Genomic DNA, 17,140 nt, shown 5'->3' with positions numbered 1-17,140 from the left:
ATTGCCGTGGGAGGCAGTGTGGTTACTCTGTTTCGGGGCGGGTGTTGAAGACTCTATTCGTTGCTGCATGTTTGGTCGTGCTTGGCGCTTTCAGCACCCATGCATCGGAATGCAATCGCTATGCGATCGAGATCACGACGTCGCCTGTGATCTATCAATGGACCAGCGCGCTCGAAAAGGCCTCTGGTCTGCTGGCGGCTCCGCCGAGCCAGGCGGACACCATCCTGCTCGGCGACTCGCTTCTTGCCTTCTGGCCGCGCGATCTCGCGGAGACCCAGTTCGGCAAGGGTAGCGTCTGGAACTTCGCCGTCGGCGGCAGCCGGACACAGCATATTCTCTGGCAACTGCAAAAGCTCGGCGCGACCAACCTGCATCCGCGCGAAGTCGTCGTGCTGATCGGCACCAACAATCTTACGGATGAGAAACTGCCGTCCTGCGCGATCGTCGCCGGCATCCAGGCGGTGGTGGGCAGGACGCATGAGACATGGCCGGGCGCGACCGTGCATGTCATGGGCATCCCGCCGCGTGGCTTCGATTTCCATTTCCGCGACGATGCGCGCAAGTCGATCAACCACGAGGTCCGCCGCTGGATCGCGACGGTCGAAAGAACCCGCTACTTCGAAGTCGATGCCATGCGGATGACCTGCGGCCGTTACGGCGAGGCGCAGAGCACGCTTAACCTCACGCCCGACGAGCCGAAAAACCGTTGTGAGAACTATGCCGACGATTTCGGCCATTTCAAGCGGCCGGGATATGAGGTGATTTACTCCGCACTGCGCGACGAGATCAATTAACGCATTGATTCCTGCCGCCCTTTCCGTAAATTGTGCGCCGAAGTTCGAGGGACGTTTTTCGCATGCGCGCATATTATCTGGACCGGATCAGGATCGTTCTGACGATCCTGGTGATCGCGCATCATAGCGCCATCACCTATGGCGCCAGCGGCGGATGGTTCCTGAGACTGGTGGATGACAAGAGCACGTCCAGTCTCGTCCTGACCCTGCTCGCAGCCGTCAACCAGGCCTTCTTCATGGGCTTCTTCTTCCTGATCTCGGGCTACCTGACGCCGAGCTCCCATGATCGCAAGGGCTGGCCCGATTTCACCCGCGACCGGCTGATAAGGCTCGGCCTGCCGACCCTGTTCTTCGGTTTCATCATCGGTCCGCTGACGGTGGCGATCGCCCGGACGCGGAGCTGGGATTTCGCGGGCGAATGGTTCGGCATCATTGCGCAAGGCCGTTTCGTGATCGGCCCGATGTGGTTTGCCTATGCGCTGTTGCTCTGCTCGCTCGCCTATGTCGCCTGGCGGAAGCTGGTGCCCGTGAAGCCCGCGCCGCGAAAGCCTATTCCCGGACATCGGACATGGATCCTCGCTGCCCTTGGTGTCGGCGCCGCAGCCCTGATCATCCGGCAATTCGTGCCGGTGGGGGAAGAGGTGCTCGAGCTTCAGCTCGGCTATTTCGCCTCCTATGTCTTCCTGTTTGCGCTCGGCTGCATTGCGGAACGCTACGGTTGGCTCGCCGATGTCAAACGCAAGCACGCCATGCCCTGGGTGATCGCAGCGGCGGTCGCCATTCCGCTGCTGCCAATTGCGCTGATCGTGGGCGAACAGATCGGCCAGACGAATTTCGCCACCGGCTTTTCATTCCCGGCGGTCTTCTATGCTTTCTGGGAGCCTGTCGTGGCCTGGGGCATCATCGCAGGCATGCTGTGGATCTTCCATCTCAGGTTCAACGAACCCGACAAGCGCTGGGGCGGGCTCGCGCGGCAGACATATGGCGCCTTCATCGTCCATCCGCCTGTCATCGTGACGATCGCGATCCTCCTGGAAAACCTCCCCGCACCGGCGCTGGTCAAGTTCCTGTTGCTTACAGCGCTCGGCACATCAGGGTCGTTCGCAGTCGCATGGGCGATCCGCAAGATTCCCTTCGTCAGGCTCGCCGTCTGATCAGCAATAAGCGGGACGTAAGCCCTTCAGAACGCGTCTCAATTGGAACATTGCTGGCACCTCAAACCTTGATATGCAATGATAGCCAACGAGGGGGAATTGCCGATGACCGACTACGAAAAACTGATCGACGCGGAAACCTGGGCGTTCATCGACCGGACGAACTCCTTCTATCCACCCGAGACGATCGACTACACGATCGACCAGCAGCGCGCGGTCTACGACCGCATGTGCCGGGAATTCTTCACCGGCTATCCCGAAGGCGTCTCGGCCGAGACCAAGGTGATCGCGCTCCGCGACCACAATATCCCTGTCCGGCGCTATCGCGCGATGAAATACGATGCCCACGCCGTCGTCATTTATTATCACGGTGGTGGTTTCGTCGTCGGCGGCCTGGAAAGCCACGACGATGTCTGCGCCGAGATCTGCTATCGCACCGGCTTCGAAGTGGTTTCCGTCGATTACCGGCTTTCGCCTGAGCACAAGCATCCTGCTGCCTTTGACGACGCACTGGCTGCTTTCGAATGGGTCGCGGACGGATACGATATTCCGATCGTGCTTGCAGGCGACAGCGCCGGCGGCAATCTCGCCGCGGCGGTCGCTCACGCCACCCGCAAGCATCCTGGAAAGCCTATCGGGCAGATGCTGATCTATCCAGGTCTCGGCGGCGACATGACGAAAGGCTCCTACGTCAAGCATCCGGATGCGCCGATGCTGACCATGCGCGATCTCACGTTCTACAAGGATATCCGTACCGGCGGAAAGGACGCAACCGGCGACGTGTCCTACATGCCCCTCGCGGACGGGGATTTCACCAACCTACCGCCGACCGTGATCATATCGGCCGAATGCGATCCGCTGTCATCCGACGGCGAGGCCTATCGCGACCGGATGCTGGCTGCCGGCGGCAAGGCATGGTGGCACGAGGAAGCGGGACTGGTGCACGGCTATCTCCGCGCCCGGCACACCGTCGCGCGGGCGCGCGAAAGTTTCAGCCGCATCGTCGATGCCATCAAGATGCTCGGCCGCAAGGAATGGACCCACCCCCTGCATCCGCCGGTCAAGTCAGAAATGGCTCGGCCTTCATCGTCGATGGCCGCGGTACACCCAATCGATTGAGGATGGTCGGCGCCAGGCTCAACTGGTCGAGCAGGGTGTCGTGCTCGGGGCCCCTACCCTCGCCGAAATAGTACATCGCGAAATCCTGTTGCTCATCCGCATGGCCGCCATGGTTGCCGCGCGGCGATTGGCCGTGATCGGCGCAGACCATGACCTCGTAGCCGGCCTCGCGCCAACGCGGCAGGAAGGCGGCGAGTTGGGCGTCCATGACGAACAGCGCATGGTCCATTTCACGCGTGTCATGGCCGAAGCGGTGGCCCATGGAATCGAGCGTACAGGTGTGCAGGATGCCGTAGTCAATGGCGTGGCGTTCGGTCAGCATGGTCAGCGTGGCGAACAGGTCGGTGTCGCTCGGCGTCATCTGGTTGATGAGATTGTAGCCGGTCATGGTGTGGAACCGGCCATGGGTGATCGGACCCTCCGGCTCGTCATATTCCATGTCGCGCACCAGATCGAACGGATAGCGGTTGAAGAATTCCGACCAGTAGGAATGGGTTACCGCACCGGTCCTGCCGCCGGCCTTGGTCACCTCCGAAAAGATGTCCGGCTGGCTGAGGCGGAAGCGAACTTCATTCGAGAGGATGCCGTGGACCTGCGGCGGCACGCCGGTGTGGATCGAGGCATAGCAGCAGGCCGATGTCGACGGCAGCACCGACCGCATCTTCCAGACCTGGGCATCGCCATGCTTCACCCAGCCCTCGAGATTGCCCATGAAGGTGCGGAAATTTCGATAGGGGACGCCATCGAGGATGATGAGCAGGAGTTTGGATTTTAGCGGCATGGTGGTTGTCCTCTGTCGTGTTTTTTAAGAAAGGAAGACCCCGCCCCAACCCCTCCCCACAGGGGGGAGGGACTTAACCTCTGGCTCGGCGCCGCCCCACAGAAACGTTGCCGCTCGTTGCAACGTTGACGGGGTTGAGGCGGTGCGGCTGGGTTAGCCCCTCCCCCTTGTGGGGAGGGGTTGGGGCGGGGTCTTTCTACTGTCGCTAATTCCCCGCGCTCGCCATCTTCCGGCCCGCGATGGCCGTCTCCAGCCAGCCGATCTCCATCTCTGGAACCGATGACAGCAGCAGGTCGGTATAGTCGTCGAACGGCGGCGTCAGTACATGGCTCTTCGCCCCATAGCGCACCACTTCGCCGCGATACATGACGGCGATGGAATCGGCGATCGACTTCACCGTGGCGAGATCGTGGGTGATGAAGAGATAGGCGACCTGCTCGATCTTCTGCAGGTTGAGCAGAAGCTTCAGGATGCCGTTGGCCACCAGCGGGTCGAGCGCCGATGTCACCTCGTCGCAGATGATCAGCTTGGGCTTGGCGGCCAGCGCGCGGGCGATGCAGACGCGCTGTTTTTGCCCACCTGAAAGCTCAGCCGGATAGCGATCGATGAAGCCCGTGCCCATCTCGATCTCTTCGAGAAGCTCCTTGACGCGCTTGTCGCGCTCGCCACCCCGGAGGCCGAAATAAAAGGTCAGGGGCCGCCCGATGATCGTGCCCACCGTATGGCGCGGGTTCATCGCCACATCGGCCATCTGGTAGATCATCTGGAGCTGGCGGAGATCGTCCTTGGTGCGGTCGGTCAGCCGGTTCGAAAGCTTGCGGCCATCGAAAATCACCTCGCCCTGTTCTGGCGGCAGGAGGCCGGTGATGGCGCGGGCGAGCGTCGATTTGCCGGAGCCGGATTCGCCGACCACGGCCAGCGTCTGGCCGGGATGGATATCGACGGAGACATGCTTGAGCACCTTGACGATGCCATTGCCATATGCGGCAGTGACGTTCTTCACCGACAGGATCGGCTTCGGTGTCGGCTGCTTCTCCTCGTGCTCGATATGGTGAACCGAGACCAGCGCCTGCGTATAGGGCTCTTTCGGCTGCTTGATGATCTCGTAGGTCGTGCCCTTCTCCACCATCTTGCCGTGACGCAGCACCATGATGTCGTCAGCAACCTGGGCGACCACGGCGAGATCGTGTGTGATGTAGAGTGCTGCGACGCCGGTGTCCCGGATCGCATCCTTGATCGCAGCCAGCACATCGATCTGGGTCGTCACGTCGAGCGCGGTCGTCGGCTCGTCGAAGACGATCAGGTCGGGTTCCGGGCAAAGCGCCATGGCCGTCATGACGCGCTGAAGCTGACCGCCGGAGACCTGGTGCGGATAGCGCCGGCCGATATTCTCGGGATCGGGCAGGCTCAATTTCTTGAACAGAGCTATCGCGCGTTTCTCGGCCTCGGCCCGGTTGGCGACGCCGTGCTTGAGCGAGGATTCCACCACCTGGTCCATCAGCCGCTGCGCCGGGTTGAAGGCGGCGGCCGCCGATTGCGCGACATAGCAGACTTCACGGCCGCGCAGCTTGCGGATGCCGTTCTTGCCCTGCTCGAGAATGTTCCGGCCGTTGAGGATGACCTCGCCGCCGGTAATGCGGACGCCGCCCCGGCCGTAGCCCATCGGCGACAGCCCGATGGTGGATTTGCCGGCGCCGGATTCGCCGATCAGGCCGAGCACCCTGCCCTTCTCCAAGGTCAGCGAGACGCCATCGACAATGGTCGCCGTGCGGGGTTGCTCGCCGGGCGGATAGACGGTCGCCTCGATGCGGAGGTTGCGGATATCGAGCAAGGTATCAGCCATTGCCGCGCCCTCCCTTGAGGTCGGTGGTCCGGTTCAGGATCCAGTCGGCGACCAGATTGACGGAGATGGCGAGCGCCGCAATCGCAGCGGCCGGGATCAGGGCCGCCGGAATACCGAAGACGATGCCGTCCTTGTTCTCCTTGACCATGCCGCCCCAGTCCGCCGCTGGCGGCTGGACGCCGAGCCCGAGGAAGGATAGCGCGGAGAGGAAGAGCACGGCATAGATGAAGCGCAGGCCGAATTCCGAAACCAGGGGCGAGAGCGCATTGGGCAGGATTTCAGCAAAGATCACCCACCACTTGCCCTCGCCGCGCAGCTTGGCCGCCTCGACGAAATCCATGACGTTGAGATCGACCGCCACCGCCCGCGAGAGACGATAGACACGCGTGGAATCCAGCACACCCATTACGAGGATCAGCGTCATCAGCGTCGATGGCAGGACCGAGAGCACGACCAGGCCGAAGATCAGCGTCGGGATCGCCATCAGGAGATCGACGAGCCGCGACATGGTCATGTCGAACCAGCCGCCCGCAACAGCGGCCGCGAAGCCCAGGATCGCGCCCATCGAGAACGAGATCAGCGTCGCGAGCACGGCGATGAAAATCGTGGTCTGGGCGCCATAGATCATGCGGGAGAGGAGATCACGTCCGAGATTGTCGGTGCCGAGCGGGAATTTTGCCGACATCGGCTCCCAGACGCCACCGGCGATCTCGCCCAGTCCATAGGGCGCGATCACCTGCGCGAAAATCGCCACCAGCAGAAACAACGCGGTGAGGATCAGGCCGATCAGGGCGCCGGGAGGAACACGTCTTATGTTAAGCATGGTGCGCCCTCACTTTGGATGCCGCAGGCGCGGATTGGCGAGGATCGACGCCACGTCTGCCACCACGTTGAGGAAGATATAGACAGCGGCGAAGATCAGACCGACGGCCTGCACCACGGGCACATCGCGCTTGGCGACATGGTCCACCAGATACTGCCCCATGCCGGGATAGACGAAGATCACCTCGACCACCACCACGCCGACGACGAGGAAGGCGAGATTGATCATCACCACATTGATGATCGGCGCGATGGCATTCGGGAAGGCATGTTTCCAGATGATTTCGAAGGCAGTCAGGCCCTTGAGTTCCGCGGTTTCGATATAGGCCGATTGCATGACATTGAGGATCGCGGCGCGTGTCATGCGCATCATATGCGCAAGCACGACCAGTGTCAGCGCGGTGGCCGGCAGCGCGATGGCCTTCATCTTCTCAAGGAAGGGCATACCGTCATAGACGGTTGAAATGCCGGGAAAGACCTGAAATTTCACGGCGAAGAAATAGACCAGCAGATAGCCGATGAAGAATTCCGGCACCGAGGTCGAAGCGAGCGCAAGGCCGGAAATCAGCTTGTCGACCGGTCCGTTGCGGTAGCGGACGGCGAGCAGCCCGAGAATGATCGCCAGCGGGATCGAGACAACAGCCGCCCAGAAGGCGAGGAACAGCGTGTTCCACAGCCGGCCCTTGATCGATGTCGCGATGTCGAGCTTGCTGGTCAGCGCAGTGCCGAGGTCACCCTGCAGAATACCGAACAGCCAGCGGAAATACCTGACATAGGCGGGATCGTTCAGGCCCATCTCCTCGCGCAGATTCGCCAGCGAGACGGGCGTCGCCGATTGGCCGAGAATGGATTGCGCGACGTCGCCGGGCAGGATCTGCGTTCCGGCGAAGATCAGCACCGATACGGCGAAAAGGAGGAGTATGCCCAGCGCGACGCGCTGGGCAATGAGTTTTACGATGGGCGATGACATATCCGGTCCGTCCGGATCACGCCGCGAGCCAGCAACGCTGAAGGGCGTAGCCGCCCGACAGTTCGTAGTTGGGATCCTCGACCCAGCCTTCGACGCCAGGGCCAGTCGCGTCGATGTAATCGTTGAACATCGGCGAGATCAGGCCGCCTTCGGCCTGCAGGATCGTCGCCATGTCGCGATAGATCCCCTTGCGCTTGGTGTTGTCGAGTTCCGCACGAGCGACAAGAAGCATCTGGTCGAACTTCTCGTTGAAGAAGCGCGTGTCGTTCCAGTCGGCCTTGGAATAATAGGCGGTGGAATACATCTGGTCCTGGGTCGGACGGCCGCCCCAATAGGATGTGGAGAAAGGCTGCTTGTTCCAGACTTCCGACCAGTAGCCGTCACCCGGTTCGCGCTTGACTTCCACCGTGATGCCGGCCTGGGCGCAGGACTGCTGGTAGAGCTGAGCCGCATCGACCGCGCCCGGGAAGGCGACATCGGATGTGCGCAGCAGGACCGAGCCGGAATGACCGGATTTCTTGTAATGCGCCGCCGCCTTTTCGGGATCGAAGGAACGCTGTTCGAGGTCATCGGCGAACAGCGGATAGGCCTTGTTGATCGGGATATCATTGCCGATGGAACCGTAGCCCATCAGGATGCGGTCGACCATTTCCTGGCGGTTCATCGCATATTTCAGTGCCAGACGCAGATCGAGGTTGTCGAAGGGTGCCGTGTTGCAATGGTTGATGAACACATAGTGGCCGCGGCCGGATGCGGTGCGGATCGTGACACCAGGGACGCGCTTGATGAGATCGACGATCTTCGGCTCGACGCGGTTGATCATGTTGACCTGGCCGCTCTGCAGAGCAGAGATGCGGGCGGTCGCATCGTTGATGACGATGATTTCGATCGTCGAGGCATGGCCAAGATCGGCATTGTAGTAGCCATCGTATTTCTCAAGCACATGGCGCACGCCGGGCTCGTTGGCGACGACCTTGTAGGGGCCGCAGCTGATGCCTTCGGTCGGATTGTCCTTGCCGCCATTCGGCTGGATCATCAGGTGATAGTCGCCCATCAGGTAGGGAAGGTCGGCATTGGCCTCCTTGAGGCCGATCACCACGGTGTCGCCATCGACTTTCATGCTGGCAATGCCGGTCATCAGGCCGAGCGCGCCGGATTTCGATTTTTCGTCCGAATGGCGCTCGAGCGTCGCAAGCACGTCCTGCGGCGTCACGTCCTTGCCGTTGTGGAAGGTGACGCCCTTGCGGATCTTGAAGGTCCAGGTCTTGGCGTCCGGCGACGAGCTGAATTCCGAGGCGACGCGCGGCACGATTTCACCGGTCGGCGAGAGCGTTACCAATCCGTCGCCGAACTGCCATCCCAGCATGGCCGGAACCTGGCTCTGCCATGTCGCTGGGTCGAGGCTGTCCGTGGACGTGCCGCCCTGCATGCCGGCCTTCAAAGTCCCGCCCTTGACCGGGCCAGCCGCTTGGACGGCGGTCGACAGCAGGCCATTGGCGAAAGTCGCGCTAACGCCGAGCGCCGCCGCTCGACCGAGAAACTCGCGGCGGCTCAGCCTGCCGGATGCAACGCGCATGCTGAGATAAGAAAGTTCGTCTGACATATGGTTCCCCTGTTTTTTACCTGCCGTCCGCTTGGAAGCCGATGCCGGATAATGAGCGGCGGCCCCATGGCCGGCGATACTATGCGCGCCATTTCGTATTGCAATAACGAAGGCGCTCCCGGCGGGCACAATGATGCCCACGTCGCGTCTTACCGGAGTTGTCTACAGGGTTTCGCGGAACCGTTCAGGCGACGAGCGTCGTCACGCCCTGATCTTCGACCAACCGGAGATTGCCGATCTTTTCCAGCGCCTCCGTGAGTTGCTGGCGGCTCGCGGGCTTGACCATGTAGCCTCGCGCGCCATGGTCATGCGCGCGCCGCAAATCGTTCTCGTCGCTGGAGGTCGAGAGCATGCAGACCGGTATGGCCCTGAACCGCGGATCGGCGCCGAGATTGTCGAGCACCTGGAAACCATCCATCAGCGGCATGTTGATGTCGAGCAGGACGAGATCGACCGGGAGGCCGCCCCTTTCCGCAAGACGGCTCTCCAGCCAGCTCAGCGCTTCCTTGCCGTTCGTCGAGACATGCAGATGGAAATGCACCTTTTCCATTTCCATCAGCTTAATCCGCGTCAGATGCACATCCGCCGGGCTATCCTCCACCAGCAGCACGTCAGCCATCCTGCCGCCAGCCCGCAACGCCGATGTTTCCTGTGCTCCGATGATAGTGCCGGCGCCGGTGGCATGGTCCACTCGCTCGGGTTCGGCCTGTGCGGGAAACGCCGTGACGAAAGCGGTTCCGCCGCCCGGCGCATCCTCGCAGTGGATCGTGGCACCGTGCAGTTCGGCGATGCGGCGGCAGATCGCCAGGCCCAGCCCCGAGCCCTCGACCTCCCGACCGACAAGACGCCTGAACGGCTTGAAGATCACCTCCCGATATTCGGGTGCGATACCGGGTCCGTTGTCGGCGACGGTCAGGCGAAGCGCGCCATCGACCCGTTCCATCGAAACCGTCACACGCGGGGGCACGTCCCTGCAATAATGAATGGCATTGGAGATCAGGTTCTGAAGCAATTGCGCGATCAACAAGGCATCACCCGCCATCGTGCCGAGGTCGTGTTCGATGACGATGGCATCGCGGCTTTCGATCTGCTGGCTGAGATTGGTCCTGACCTGCTTGAGGACGTCGATGAGCGAAACGTCCCTGGGCTGAATCCTGCCCTGTGATTCAAGCCGCGTATAGCGCGATATGGAGTTGATCAGGCTCTCCATGTTGTCCGCGGCCTTCAGCACATAGTCCATCAACTCGCCGTTCTCCGGCAACAGATCGGCCGAGCCCTGGATGATCTTGCCGAAGGACTTGATGGTCCTTAGCGGCTCCTTCAGATCATGCGCCATCGCACGTGTAAAAATCTCGAGCGACTGGCGCTGTTGTTCGAGCTTGCTTGCCAGGTCCTGCTGGGTAATGGCATGGGCGATCGCCCGCTCGAGCTCATGCTGGGAAATCGCGTCCTTGACGAAGTAATCCTGCGCGCCGGCCTTCATGACATCGACCGCGACCATCTCGTTACCCTGCCCCGTCAGCATGATGGCGGCAACGAAGGGGTTGAACTTGCGGATCTCCTCGAGCACCGCCACGCCGTTGCGTCCCGGCAGGGAGTAGTCCAGCAGGATGCAGTCCGGTAGTTGATCGCGGCACAGCACGATACCTTCCTCGCCGGTGGCCGCTTCCAGCACGCGATAGGGCACGGACGTGCCACGCGTGAGCATGCGCCGGAAGACCTCGCGGTCGTCTTCGCTGTCATCGATGATGAGGATTGTCGTCGGCCCCGCCATTCAATCCTCCCGAGGCAGGAGAGCAATCTCGAACCAGTATTCCTTCAGGCGCTGGACCGCCGCGAAAAGGCCGTCGAGATCAACCGGCTTCTGGATATAGGTGTTGGCGCCGAGGACGTAGCATTCCTCGATGTCGCGCTCGTCGCTCGATGTCGTCAGCACCACGACGGGTATTTTCCGCAACACGGGATCGGATTTGATGATGGCGAGGATGCGCCGCCCATCGAGGCCGGGCATGTTGAGATCGAGCAGGACGAGGCCGGGGCGGCCTTCGCCCTCCCGCAACATCGACAGTGCTTCCATGCCCGAGGCCGCCCGGCGGATCGGGTTCTTGAGGTTGGTCCGCTTGAAGGCGCGCATGGTCGCCTCGAAGTCGTCCTCACTGTCCTCGACGATCAGAATCGTCTGCGCTCCGTTCGCCAGGGCCATCATTCCTGCTCCATCGCCAATGTGAAGAAAAACGTCGTCCCGGTGCCGGGTTGCGACCTGGGCCAGATCTTGCCGCCATGGCGGGCGATGATCTTGCGGACGAAGGTCAGCCCGACGCCCGTCCCCTCACCTTCAGTCTCGGCTTTCTCCAGCCTTTTGAATATCCTGAAGATATCCTGATAGAATTCCGGCGCAATGCCTTTGCCGTTGTCGCGGACATAAAAAACATTGCGCACCGGCTTGCCGGCGTCATCGGTCTCGGCATCGAGGAAGCCGATCTCCACGATCTTTTCCGGCTTGTCATTGTATTTGACGCCATTGACGATGAGATTGCGGAACACTTCCGTGATCCGCACGGCATCGACGGTGATGACGGGCAGAGCCCCATTGACCACCACCTTTGCATGGTTTTCTTCCAGGAATTGCTCGCTGGTCGCCAGGATATCGCGGATCACCACATTGACATCGGTCTTCTGGACCGCCAGTTCCTGCCGCCCGATACGCGAGAAATAGAGCAGGTCGTTGACAAGCTTTTCCATCCGCTGGCTGAGATAGACCAGGCGGTTGAGCCGGCGCTTTCCATCGGCGTCGAGGATGGCGTCGTAATCCTCCAGCAGGAAGCGCGAATGGTTATGCAGGCCGCGCAACGGCTCTTTGAGGTCATGTGAGGCGATATAGGCGAACTCATCGAGCTCCTGATTGGACCGCTCGAGGTCGGCAGCGTAGGCGCCGAGCCGGTTGAGCGCCTGCCGGAGCGTCTCCTCCTGCTTCTTGCGGCTGCTCAGGTCGCGCAGGATGCCGACGAACTGTTTCTCGCTGCCCTCCGACAACACCGAGATCGAAATATCGAGCGGGAAGGTCGAGCCGTCATTGCGCCTGCCGCTCACTTCACGAATCGTGCCGATGATGCGTTTTTCGCCCGTCTCGGCATAGTGCTCGAGATAGTCGTCATGGGCGGAATGATAGGGTTCGGGCATCAGGACATTGACGTTCTGGCCGAGCAGGTCCTGCTCCTTGTAGCCGAACAGCGTCTCGGCGGACGGGTTGAAGCCGCTGATCTTGCCATGGTCATCGATCGTGATGACCGCGTCCGGCGAATTGTTCATGAGCGCGGCGAAGGCAGTCCTGCCGACCTCGCCCTGCTGGACGGCGATCTTGAAATAATAGATCAGCGCCGCGACGATGAAGAGCGTCGCAATACCGAACGATCGCCCGACAAAGCGCTGGAAGAAATCGTCGTGGTATTCGACCTTGGAGATATAGGCGAGAAACGAGAACACCGCGCAGATGAGCGCGAACGAGAACGCGATGCGGCGGTCCGCGAACCAGATCGCGCTGAGAACCACCGGGATATAGATGACGTTGGAGCCGATGAAGGGCGGCGTGCTGAGGTCGAACAGCAGACCGAAGAGGCAGAACGCCGAAGAGACGGCGAAATGCAGGCGCGAGGATTGTCTGAGCGCCGGGTGACGCGCCTGCAGCAGCAATACGACACCGAGCAGCCAGATGGCGACCGCCGTGAGCAGTGCCATGCCTGCGAAATCACGCCACTTATAGGTGAATTCCAAGCCGAACACGTAGCCGAAGACGGATGTAAATCCCAGCCCCGAGGCGATCAGGCCGCCGGTCGTGAGCGCAAGCGCATCGGGCGCCCGGGCGATGAAAGCGATATAGACCTGGGTCAAACAGAAGGCGAGAATGGCGACGGACGTGTTGGGCGACATGCCGCCCTTGAAGTCGGCGAGAAGTTCAGGCGACACTAGAAACCGGGAGAAAATGCGCCCCACGCCAACCGGATTGTTCGATACGAGTTCGAGTATCTGGGCACAGGTGAGAAAAAGCGGGACCAGAACGAGATAGCCGCTCAACCGCCGGAACTTCAGGTTTGCCGACAGAGAGGCAGCCGCGCTCAAGCCGCATAGAAACAGGCTGATCGCGGTATTGAAGGACATGCCCGGCACGTTGTCGGAAATCGGGATGAGGACACGAATGCCGAACAGCCAAGCGACCAGAACCAGCGCGCCGAGCGCCGTGGCGACGGCTGCGGCGGCTCGGGCCATGTTCAGCCGGGAATGCTCCGGCAGAATGTTTTGTCCGGCAGCCTTTTCCATCACGCTATTTCGCCCATCCTCGATGGATTTCCTGCCCGAGCCACCGGCCTATCCTCCGCCGTCGAGCTCTCTCTCGAAGCAATCTGCGGGCGACGGTATCAGAAGGCGGCGCTGCGCCGCAATCGCCTGTTGCAGCATAGTGTGCTATCGGTGACCGCCAGCGCCGCCGGCGTCAAATTCTCGATAAGAAAGAATACGGCGAACAGTTACAATTGGCGCTTGCAATAAACGCCCCCCGCGATCAGGTTCCCAGCATGACATCAGGCACTGCCGAGATATTTTACGTGGACGACAGTCCCGACGACCTGTTCCTCGCCAATTACCAGATGCGCGAGGGCGGATTTTCCTTTGCCTTGAAAACTTTCAGCACCGGGATTGCCGCGATCATGGACATGGAGCGCCGCGCCGCACGCGGCGAAGCTCTGCCGCTCATGCTGGTGGCCGATTACTACATGCCGATAACCGACGGACCCGAGCTTTTCCGGTTGATCCGGGCAAATCGCCAGCTCGCCAGCGTGCTGCTGGCAAGCTGCAGCGGTGGCGACGACCCTCATGACAGAAAGGCCGCGGAGGAAGCCGGCGCCGATTTCATTCTCGGCAAACCGTTAGATCTTGCGCTTTGTCAACAGTTGATCTCGCGCCGCGAGATTGCCTGAATACAGCCGCGGGCGTGTTTCATTTTGAATAAGAACTTGATTCCGGTAACGATTTTTAAATTAGCTAGAGCGAATTTTCGATTGACTTTGACAAAATGCAAACGAGAATTGCGCTTAGTGAATCGCGAACACGCCTTTTGGATGCAACTGGAGAATTCGCACCGGGTGGCCGTCGGAGATTTGAGGTAGATCTTGGGATGTGAGGTCCGGATATTGGCTTGGTGCCGCCCGTGCGTCGTGTGAGGAAAAAAGAGAGCCGGAACAGTTTGTCAACACCTGTGCCCAATGTGAAAAACTTGGGAACTCTGTTCCGGCCCTTTGTAACGTCCGGATCGGTTTGGAAATCCAGACCACCGGAAATGCCTGGGAGGAGATGGGCAATCCGGAATGCAATCGGTCAAGTCTCGGCATATCGGGAACTTGTTCTGAGAGAGCTGGCTCAATGGATCCGCCAATCCACTTCATGCCCGTATACCCCGGTGGGCACAGTGAGCCAACTCTCTCATTCAAGTCCTGCAGTATTGTCCAAGGTTTCAGGTGTCCCCCAAAAAACCCACAACTATACACAGAAACCAGTACGGAGACGCTGTAACAATTCCGAACTTTGGGAGGTTTGATGTCCGCCAGGTTGCTACAACTCGACCCCTAAATGTCGTCTGCACCAAATCAACTCTCTTGCAGTCTTTTAGCGATTCCTACTTCGCGTGAAAATCCCAAGATGTTGGGAGAAGGGCAAATTCTGCAACCCAAGGCGTCAAGGGCCTGACGAAAATCAATAAGATGCCGTTAACCATATTTTTTCCGATCTGCGTGATGATCTGAAACAGCAGGAAGAGACAGAGAATGAACCATATGATGGATATCCCGCTTCATGCAGGGCCGGAGATGGATCGCGCCATCAACCGGACGGACTTCTTCCGTCTATACAAATCCGTGTGCCGTGCCTCAGGCTTCGAGTATTTCGTCCTGGTTCAACATACGGACCGGGGCTCTCGATACGATCCGCTCTCCAGTTTCCTGCTGACCAACATTCCCGACCACGAACGACCGGCGCTAGCGCGCGCCCTTTCCGACGACAAGGGCGAGGTCCATAGCCGCATGCATTCGTCGGCCTCACCGTTCACCTCCGGCCTCTCGTTCGAAAGCCTCACCGGTGATTCGGAAGCGTCATCGGCTAATTGCGCGCTGGCATTGCCGCTGCACAGCCCCGAGGGAAAGCGCTACTGGCTGATGCTCGCCGGCAAAAGGCCACCACCGGGCAGGCGCGAACTCGCCGAACTGATGCTTGATTCGATGCGCATCTTCGCCAAGTTCCACGAAAAGATCCTGGTCGGAGAAGCCTCCTCGCAATTGACCGCGCGCGAGGTGGAAGTGGTGAAATGGACGAGCGAGGGCAAGACATCGGCCGAGATCGCCATCATCCTCGGCCTGTCCGAACACACCGTGATCTCGCACATCACATCGGCCGCGCGGAAACTGAAAGCCGTCAACCGCGTTCACATGATCGCCATCGCAGTACGCAAAGGCATCGTCCACTAAGAGACGAGAGCCTTACGGAAGCGTATGATGCAAATGAATTGAGGGATGAGAGCTCAAATGAATGCCACCGTCAAAACAGCGCCGGACAGCGAGCGCATCAAGATTCTCATGGTCGATGACGAGATTCTCGAGTTCAAGGTGCTGCAGCAAAAGATGAAGGCAGCGCCGGACTATGTGATCGATGCCGAGTTCGCCCAGTCCATCGAGGAAGCCGTCGAGCGCACCAAGCAGGTGCCTTTCGAACTGATTCTGGTCGATAACCGGCTGCTGCCCAACAACGACTTCCGCGAGACCGTGCCGCGCCTGCGCGAGATCGGCTATACCGGCCCGATCGGTGTCGTCTCTTCCGACATTTCGGATTCCTATTTCCAGGAGTTCGAGGACTTCGGCGTCGATTTCCGCATCGGCAAGGACGAGATCGACTATCACGCGCTACGCCACATCATCAGCGAATATGTGAGCTACAAGGTTCCCGAGGCCTGGCGCGAGGACATGAAATAGTCACCTGTTCAGGGGCAGCGTGATCTCGAAAACGCTGCCATCTTCACGGGAACTGCGCCGCAGCCTGATATCGCCTTCCAGCGCGTGCAGGATCGACTTGCACACCGATAGGCCGAGGCCGGCTCCCTTCTCTCCGTTCTGCTTGGGCACGCTCCAGAACGCGTCGAAAATCCGTGTGGCATAGCGCGGGTCGATGCCCGTGCCGTTGTCGGCGACCAGGATGATGGCATTGCTGCCTGAGGTCGAAGCGGAGATTTGGATTTCCGGCGAGTGTCCCCCTGCCCATTCCAGCGCGTTCGCGATGAGGTTGGCGAAGACCTTCTCGATGAGGACCGGATCACCCGTGACGGTGGGCAGGTCTCCCCACGACAGTTTTGCCTTCGATTGTTCCAGGGGGTCGGCGAGCATTTGCGAGACGTCGCGCAGGGTCTCATCGAGCGGCACCGCGCGAAATTCAGGCGCCGCCGTGCCGGTCGAAAAGGCGATGAGGCGTTTGGTCAGCACCTGCAGCTGACGCGCCTTCTCAGCCATGGTGACCAGCATCTGGCGCTTTTCCTGGGTGGTGCCGGTGCCGAAATCCTCCAAAAGGAGATCACCATACATGGCGATATGACGGAGCGGCCCGATCAGATCGTGCGACGCGGCGGCGGCAAATTGATGTACGCGCGAGACGGCTTCGTCCTTCCGCGCAAGAGAGGCCATGCGGACGGAAATATCTGCCCAGACGCCGGAGAGATTTTTGCCTTTCAGGCGGCCGCTCGCCTCGATCCAGATCCAATTCCCATCGGCATGCCGGACGCGAAACTCCACGATCATCGCTTTCGATCTTCCACCGAGGAGATCGAGGACGGCGCGGCGAAGACCGGCCAGGTCGTCGGGATGCACGAAGGTCGCGAGATCATCGAGTCCGGGCAGGCCTCGTGAGAAATCGACACCAAGCAACGGACCGGGAGCCGGCTCGATCACGATCGCGCCATCTCCGTCCGCAGCATCCCAGGTACCCAATACGCTTTCCATTGCATCCGCCGCAAATCAGTCAACGAC

At 60.4% G+C, this 17,140-nt stretch carries 15 protein-coding genes; 6 read left to right on the top strand and 9 right to left on the bottom strand.

Annotated elements, in window-relative coordinates; genetic code table 11:
* Positions 1–44 precede the first annotated feature (44 nt).
* From IHQ71_RS04020 to IHQ71_RS04010, 3 genes are all read left to right on the top strand, one after another.
* Positions 45–794, top strand: a complete 750-nt coding sequence (locus tag IHQ71_RS04020) for a GDSL-type esterase/lipase family protein (protein ID WP_258160678.1) — start codon at positions 45–47, stop codon at positions 792–794.
* 62 nt (positions 795–856) lie between these two features.
* A complete protein-coding gene (locus IHQ71_RS04015; RefSeq protein ID WP_258160677.1) occupies positions 857–1,948 on the top strand; it encodes an acyltransferase family protein in 1,092 nt (363 codons plus the stop codon).
* Positions 1,949–2,053: 105 nt separating this feature from the next.
* Entirely contained in the window at positions 2,054–3,067 is a 1,014-nt protein-coding gene (locus IHQ71_RS04010; protein WP_258160676.1) for an alpha/beta hydrolase, read from the top strand.
* Here IHQ71_RS04010 and IHQ71_RS04005 read toward each other — a convergent pair.
* The 8 genes from IHQ71_RS04005 to IHQ71_RS03970 all read right to left on the bottom strand — a co-directional run bounded on the left by IHQ71_RS04005 (position 3,009) and on the right by IHQ71_RS03970 (position 13,400).
* A complete protein-coding gene (locus tag IHQ71_RS04005; RefSeq protein ID WP_258160675.1) occupies positions 3,009–3,848 on the bottom strand; it encodes an alkaline phosphatase family protein in 840 nt (279 codons plus the stop codon). The genes IHQ71_RS04010 and IHQ71_RS04005 overlap by 59 nt on opposite strands.
* A gap of 205 nt (positions 3,849–4,053) precedes the next feature.
* The gene (locus tag IHQ71_RS04000) at positions 4,054–5,691 is read right to left on the bottom strand and encodes an ABC transporter ATP-binding protein (RefSeq protein ID WP_258160674.1); all 1,638 of its coding nucleotides are present in this window, start codon (positions 5,689–5,691) and stop codon (positions 4,054–4,056) included.
* Positions 5,684–6,514: an ABC transporter permease gene (locus IHQ71_RS03995; protein ID WP_258160673.1), complete on the bottom strand. Its 831-nt coding sequence runs from the start codon at positions 6,512–6,514 to the stop codon at positions 5,684–5,686. The genes IHQ71_RS04000 and IHQ71_RS03995 overlap by 8 nt, the downstream gene beginning before the upstream one ends.
* A 9-nt stretch (positions 6,515–6,523) precedes the next feature.
* Entirely contained in the window at positions 6,524–7,483 is a 960-nt protein-coding gene (locus IHQ71_RS03990; RefSeq protein ID WP_258160672.1) for an ABC transporter permease, read from the bottom strand.
* A 16-nt stretch (positions 7,484–7,499) separates the two neighbouring features.
* Positions 7,500–9,086 (bottom strand): ABC transporter substrate-binding protein, encoded by a 1,587-nt coding sequence (locus IHQ71_RS03985; protein WP_258160671.1) that lies wholly within the window; start codon positions 9,084–9,086, stop codon positions 7,500–7,502.
* A gap of 184 nt (positions 9,087–9,270) precedes the next feature.
* On the bottom strand, positions 9,271–10,860 hold the full coding sequence (locus IHQ71_RS03980) for a response regulator (RefSeq protein WP_258160670.1): 1,590 nt from the start codon (positions 10,858–10,860) through the stop codon (positions 9,271–9,273).
* On the bottom strand, positions 10,861–11,289 hold the full coding sequence (locus IHQ71_RS03975; protein ID WP_258162734.1) for a response regulator: 429 nt from the start codon (positions 11,287–11,289) through the stop codon (positions 10,861–10,863). It lies immediately after the preceding gene.
* A complete protein-coding gene (locus IHQ71_RS03970; RefSeq protein WP_258160669.1) occupies positions 11,289–13,400 on the bottom strand; it encodes a PAS domain S-box protein in 2,112 nt (703 codons plus the stop codon). Before IHQ71_RS03970 ends, IHQ71_RS03975 begins: the two co-directional genes overlap by 1 nt.
* Before the next feature lie 254 nt (positions 13,401–13,654).
* Here IHQ71_RS03970 and IHQ71_RS03965 point away from each other — a divergent pair, with 254 nt between their 5' ends.
* The 3 genes from IHQ71_RS03965 to IHQ71_RS03955 all read left to right on the top strand — a co-directional run bounded on the left by IHQ71_RS03965 (position 13,655) and on the right by IHQ71_RS03955 (position 16,096).
* Entirely contained in the window at positions 13,655–14,056 is a 402-nt protein-coding gene (locus tag IHQ71_RS03965) for a response regulator (protein ID WP_258160668.1), read from the top strand.
* Between the two features lie 843 nt (positions 14,057–14,899).
* Positions 14,900–15,595 (top strand): helix-turn-helix transcriptional regulator, encoded by a 696-nt coding sequence (locus IHQ71_RS03960; RefSeq protein ID WP_258160667.1) that lies wholly within the window; start codon positions 14,900–14,902, stop codon positions 15,593–15,595.
* 57 nt (positions 15,596–15,652) lie between these two features.
* Positions 15,653–16,096 (top strand): response regulator, encoded by a 444-nt coding sequence (locus tag IHQ71_RS03955; RefSeq protein ID WP_258160666.1) that lies wholly within the window; start codon positions 15,653–15,655, stop codon positions 16,094–16,096.
* Here IHQ71_RS03955 and IHQ71_RS03950 read toward each other — a convergent pair whose 3' ends face one another.
* On the bottom strand, positions 16,097–17,113 hold the full coding sequence (locus tag IHQ71_RS03950; protein ID WP_258160665.1) for an ATP-binding protein: 1,017 nt from the start codon (positions 17,111–17,113) through the stop codon (positions 16,097–16,099). It lies immediately after the preceding gene.
* Positions 17,114–17,140 lie beyond the last annotated feature (27 nt).

Origin of the sequence: Rhizobium sp. TH2 (genome assembly GCF_024707525.1) — a bacterium.
GTDB lineage: Bacteria > Pseudomonadota > Alphaproteobacteria > Rhizobiales > Rhizobiaceae > Rhizobium_E.
This window is presented reverse-complemented; position numbering and strand designations above follow the sequence as displayed.

Bases quoted from the DNA above. Each gene is read 5' to 3' on its own strand.
- IHQ71_RS04015 (WP_258160677.1), top strand. From the start codon at position 857: ATGCGCGCATATTATCTGGACCGGATCAGGATCGTTCTGACGATCCTG.
- IHQ71_RS04010 (WP_258160676.1), top strand. From the start codon at position 2,054: ATGACCGACTACGAAAAACTGATCGACGCGGAAACCTGGGCGTTCATC.
- IHQ71_RS04005 (WP_258160675.1), bottom strand. From the start codon at position 3,848: ATGCCGCTAAAATCCAAACTCCTGCTCATCATCCTCGATGGCGTCCCC.
- IHQ71_RS04000 (WP_258160674.1), bottom strand. From the start codon at position 5,691: ATGGCTGATACCTTGCTCGATATCCGCAACCTCCGCATCGAGGCGACC.
- IHQ71_RS03995 (WP_258160673.1), bottom strand. From the start codon at position 6,514: ATGCTTAACATAAGACGTGTTCCTCCCGGCGCCCTGATCGGCCTGATC.
- IHQ71_RS03990 (WP_258160672.1), bottom strand. From the start codon at position 7,483: ATGTCATCGCCCATCGTAAAACTCATTGCCCAGCGCGTCGCGCTGGGC.
- IHQ71_RS03985 (WP_258160671.1), bottom strand. From the start codon at position 9,086: ATGTCAGACGAACTTTCTTATCTCAGCATGCGCGTTGCATCCGGCAGG.
- IHQ71_RS03980 (WP_258160670.1), bottom strand. From the start codon at position 10,860: ATGGCGGGGCCGACGACAATCCTCATCATCGATGACAGCGAAGACGAC.
- IHQ71_RS03975 (WP_258162734.1), bottom strand. From the start codon at position 11,289: ATGGCCCTGGCGAACGGAGCGCAGACGATTCTGATCGTCGAGGACAGT.
- IHQ71_RS03970 (WP_258160669.1), bottom strand. From the start codon at position 13,400: ATGGAAAAGGCTGCCGGACAAAACATTCTGCCGGAGCATTCCCGGCTG.
- IHQ71_RS03965 (WP_258160668.1), top strand. From the start codon at position 13,655: ATGACATCAGGCACTGCCGAGATATTTTACGTGGACGACAGTCCCGAC.
- IHQ71_RS03960 (WP_258160667.1), top strand. From the start codon at position 14,900: ATGAACCATATGATGGATATCCCGCTTCATGCAGGGCCGGAGATGGAT.
- IHQ71_RS03955 (WP_258160666.1), top strand. From the start codon at position 15,653: ATGAATGCCACCGTCAAAACAGCGCCGGACAGCGAGCGCATCAAGATT.
- IHQ71_RS03950 (WP_258160665.1), bottom strand. From the start codon at position 17,113: ATGGAAAGCGTATTGGGTACCTGGGATGCTGCGGACGGAGATGGCGCG.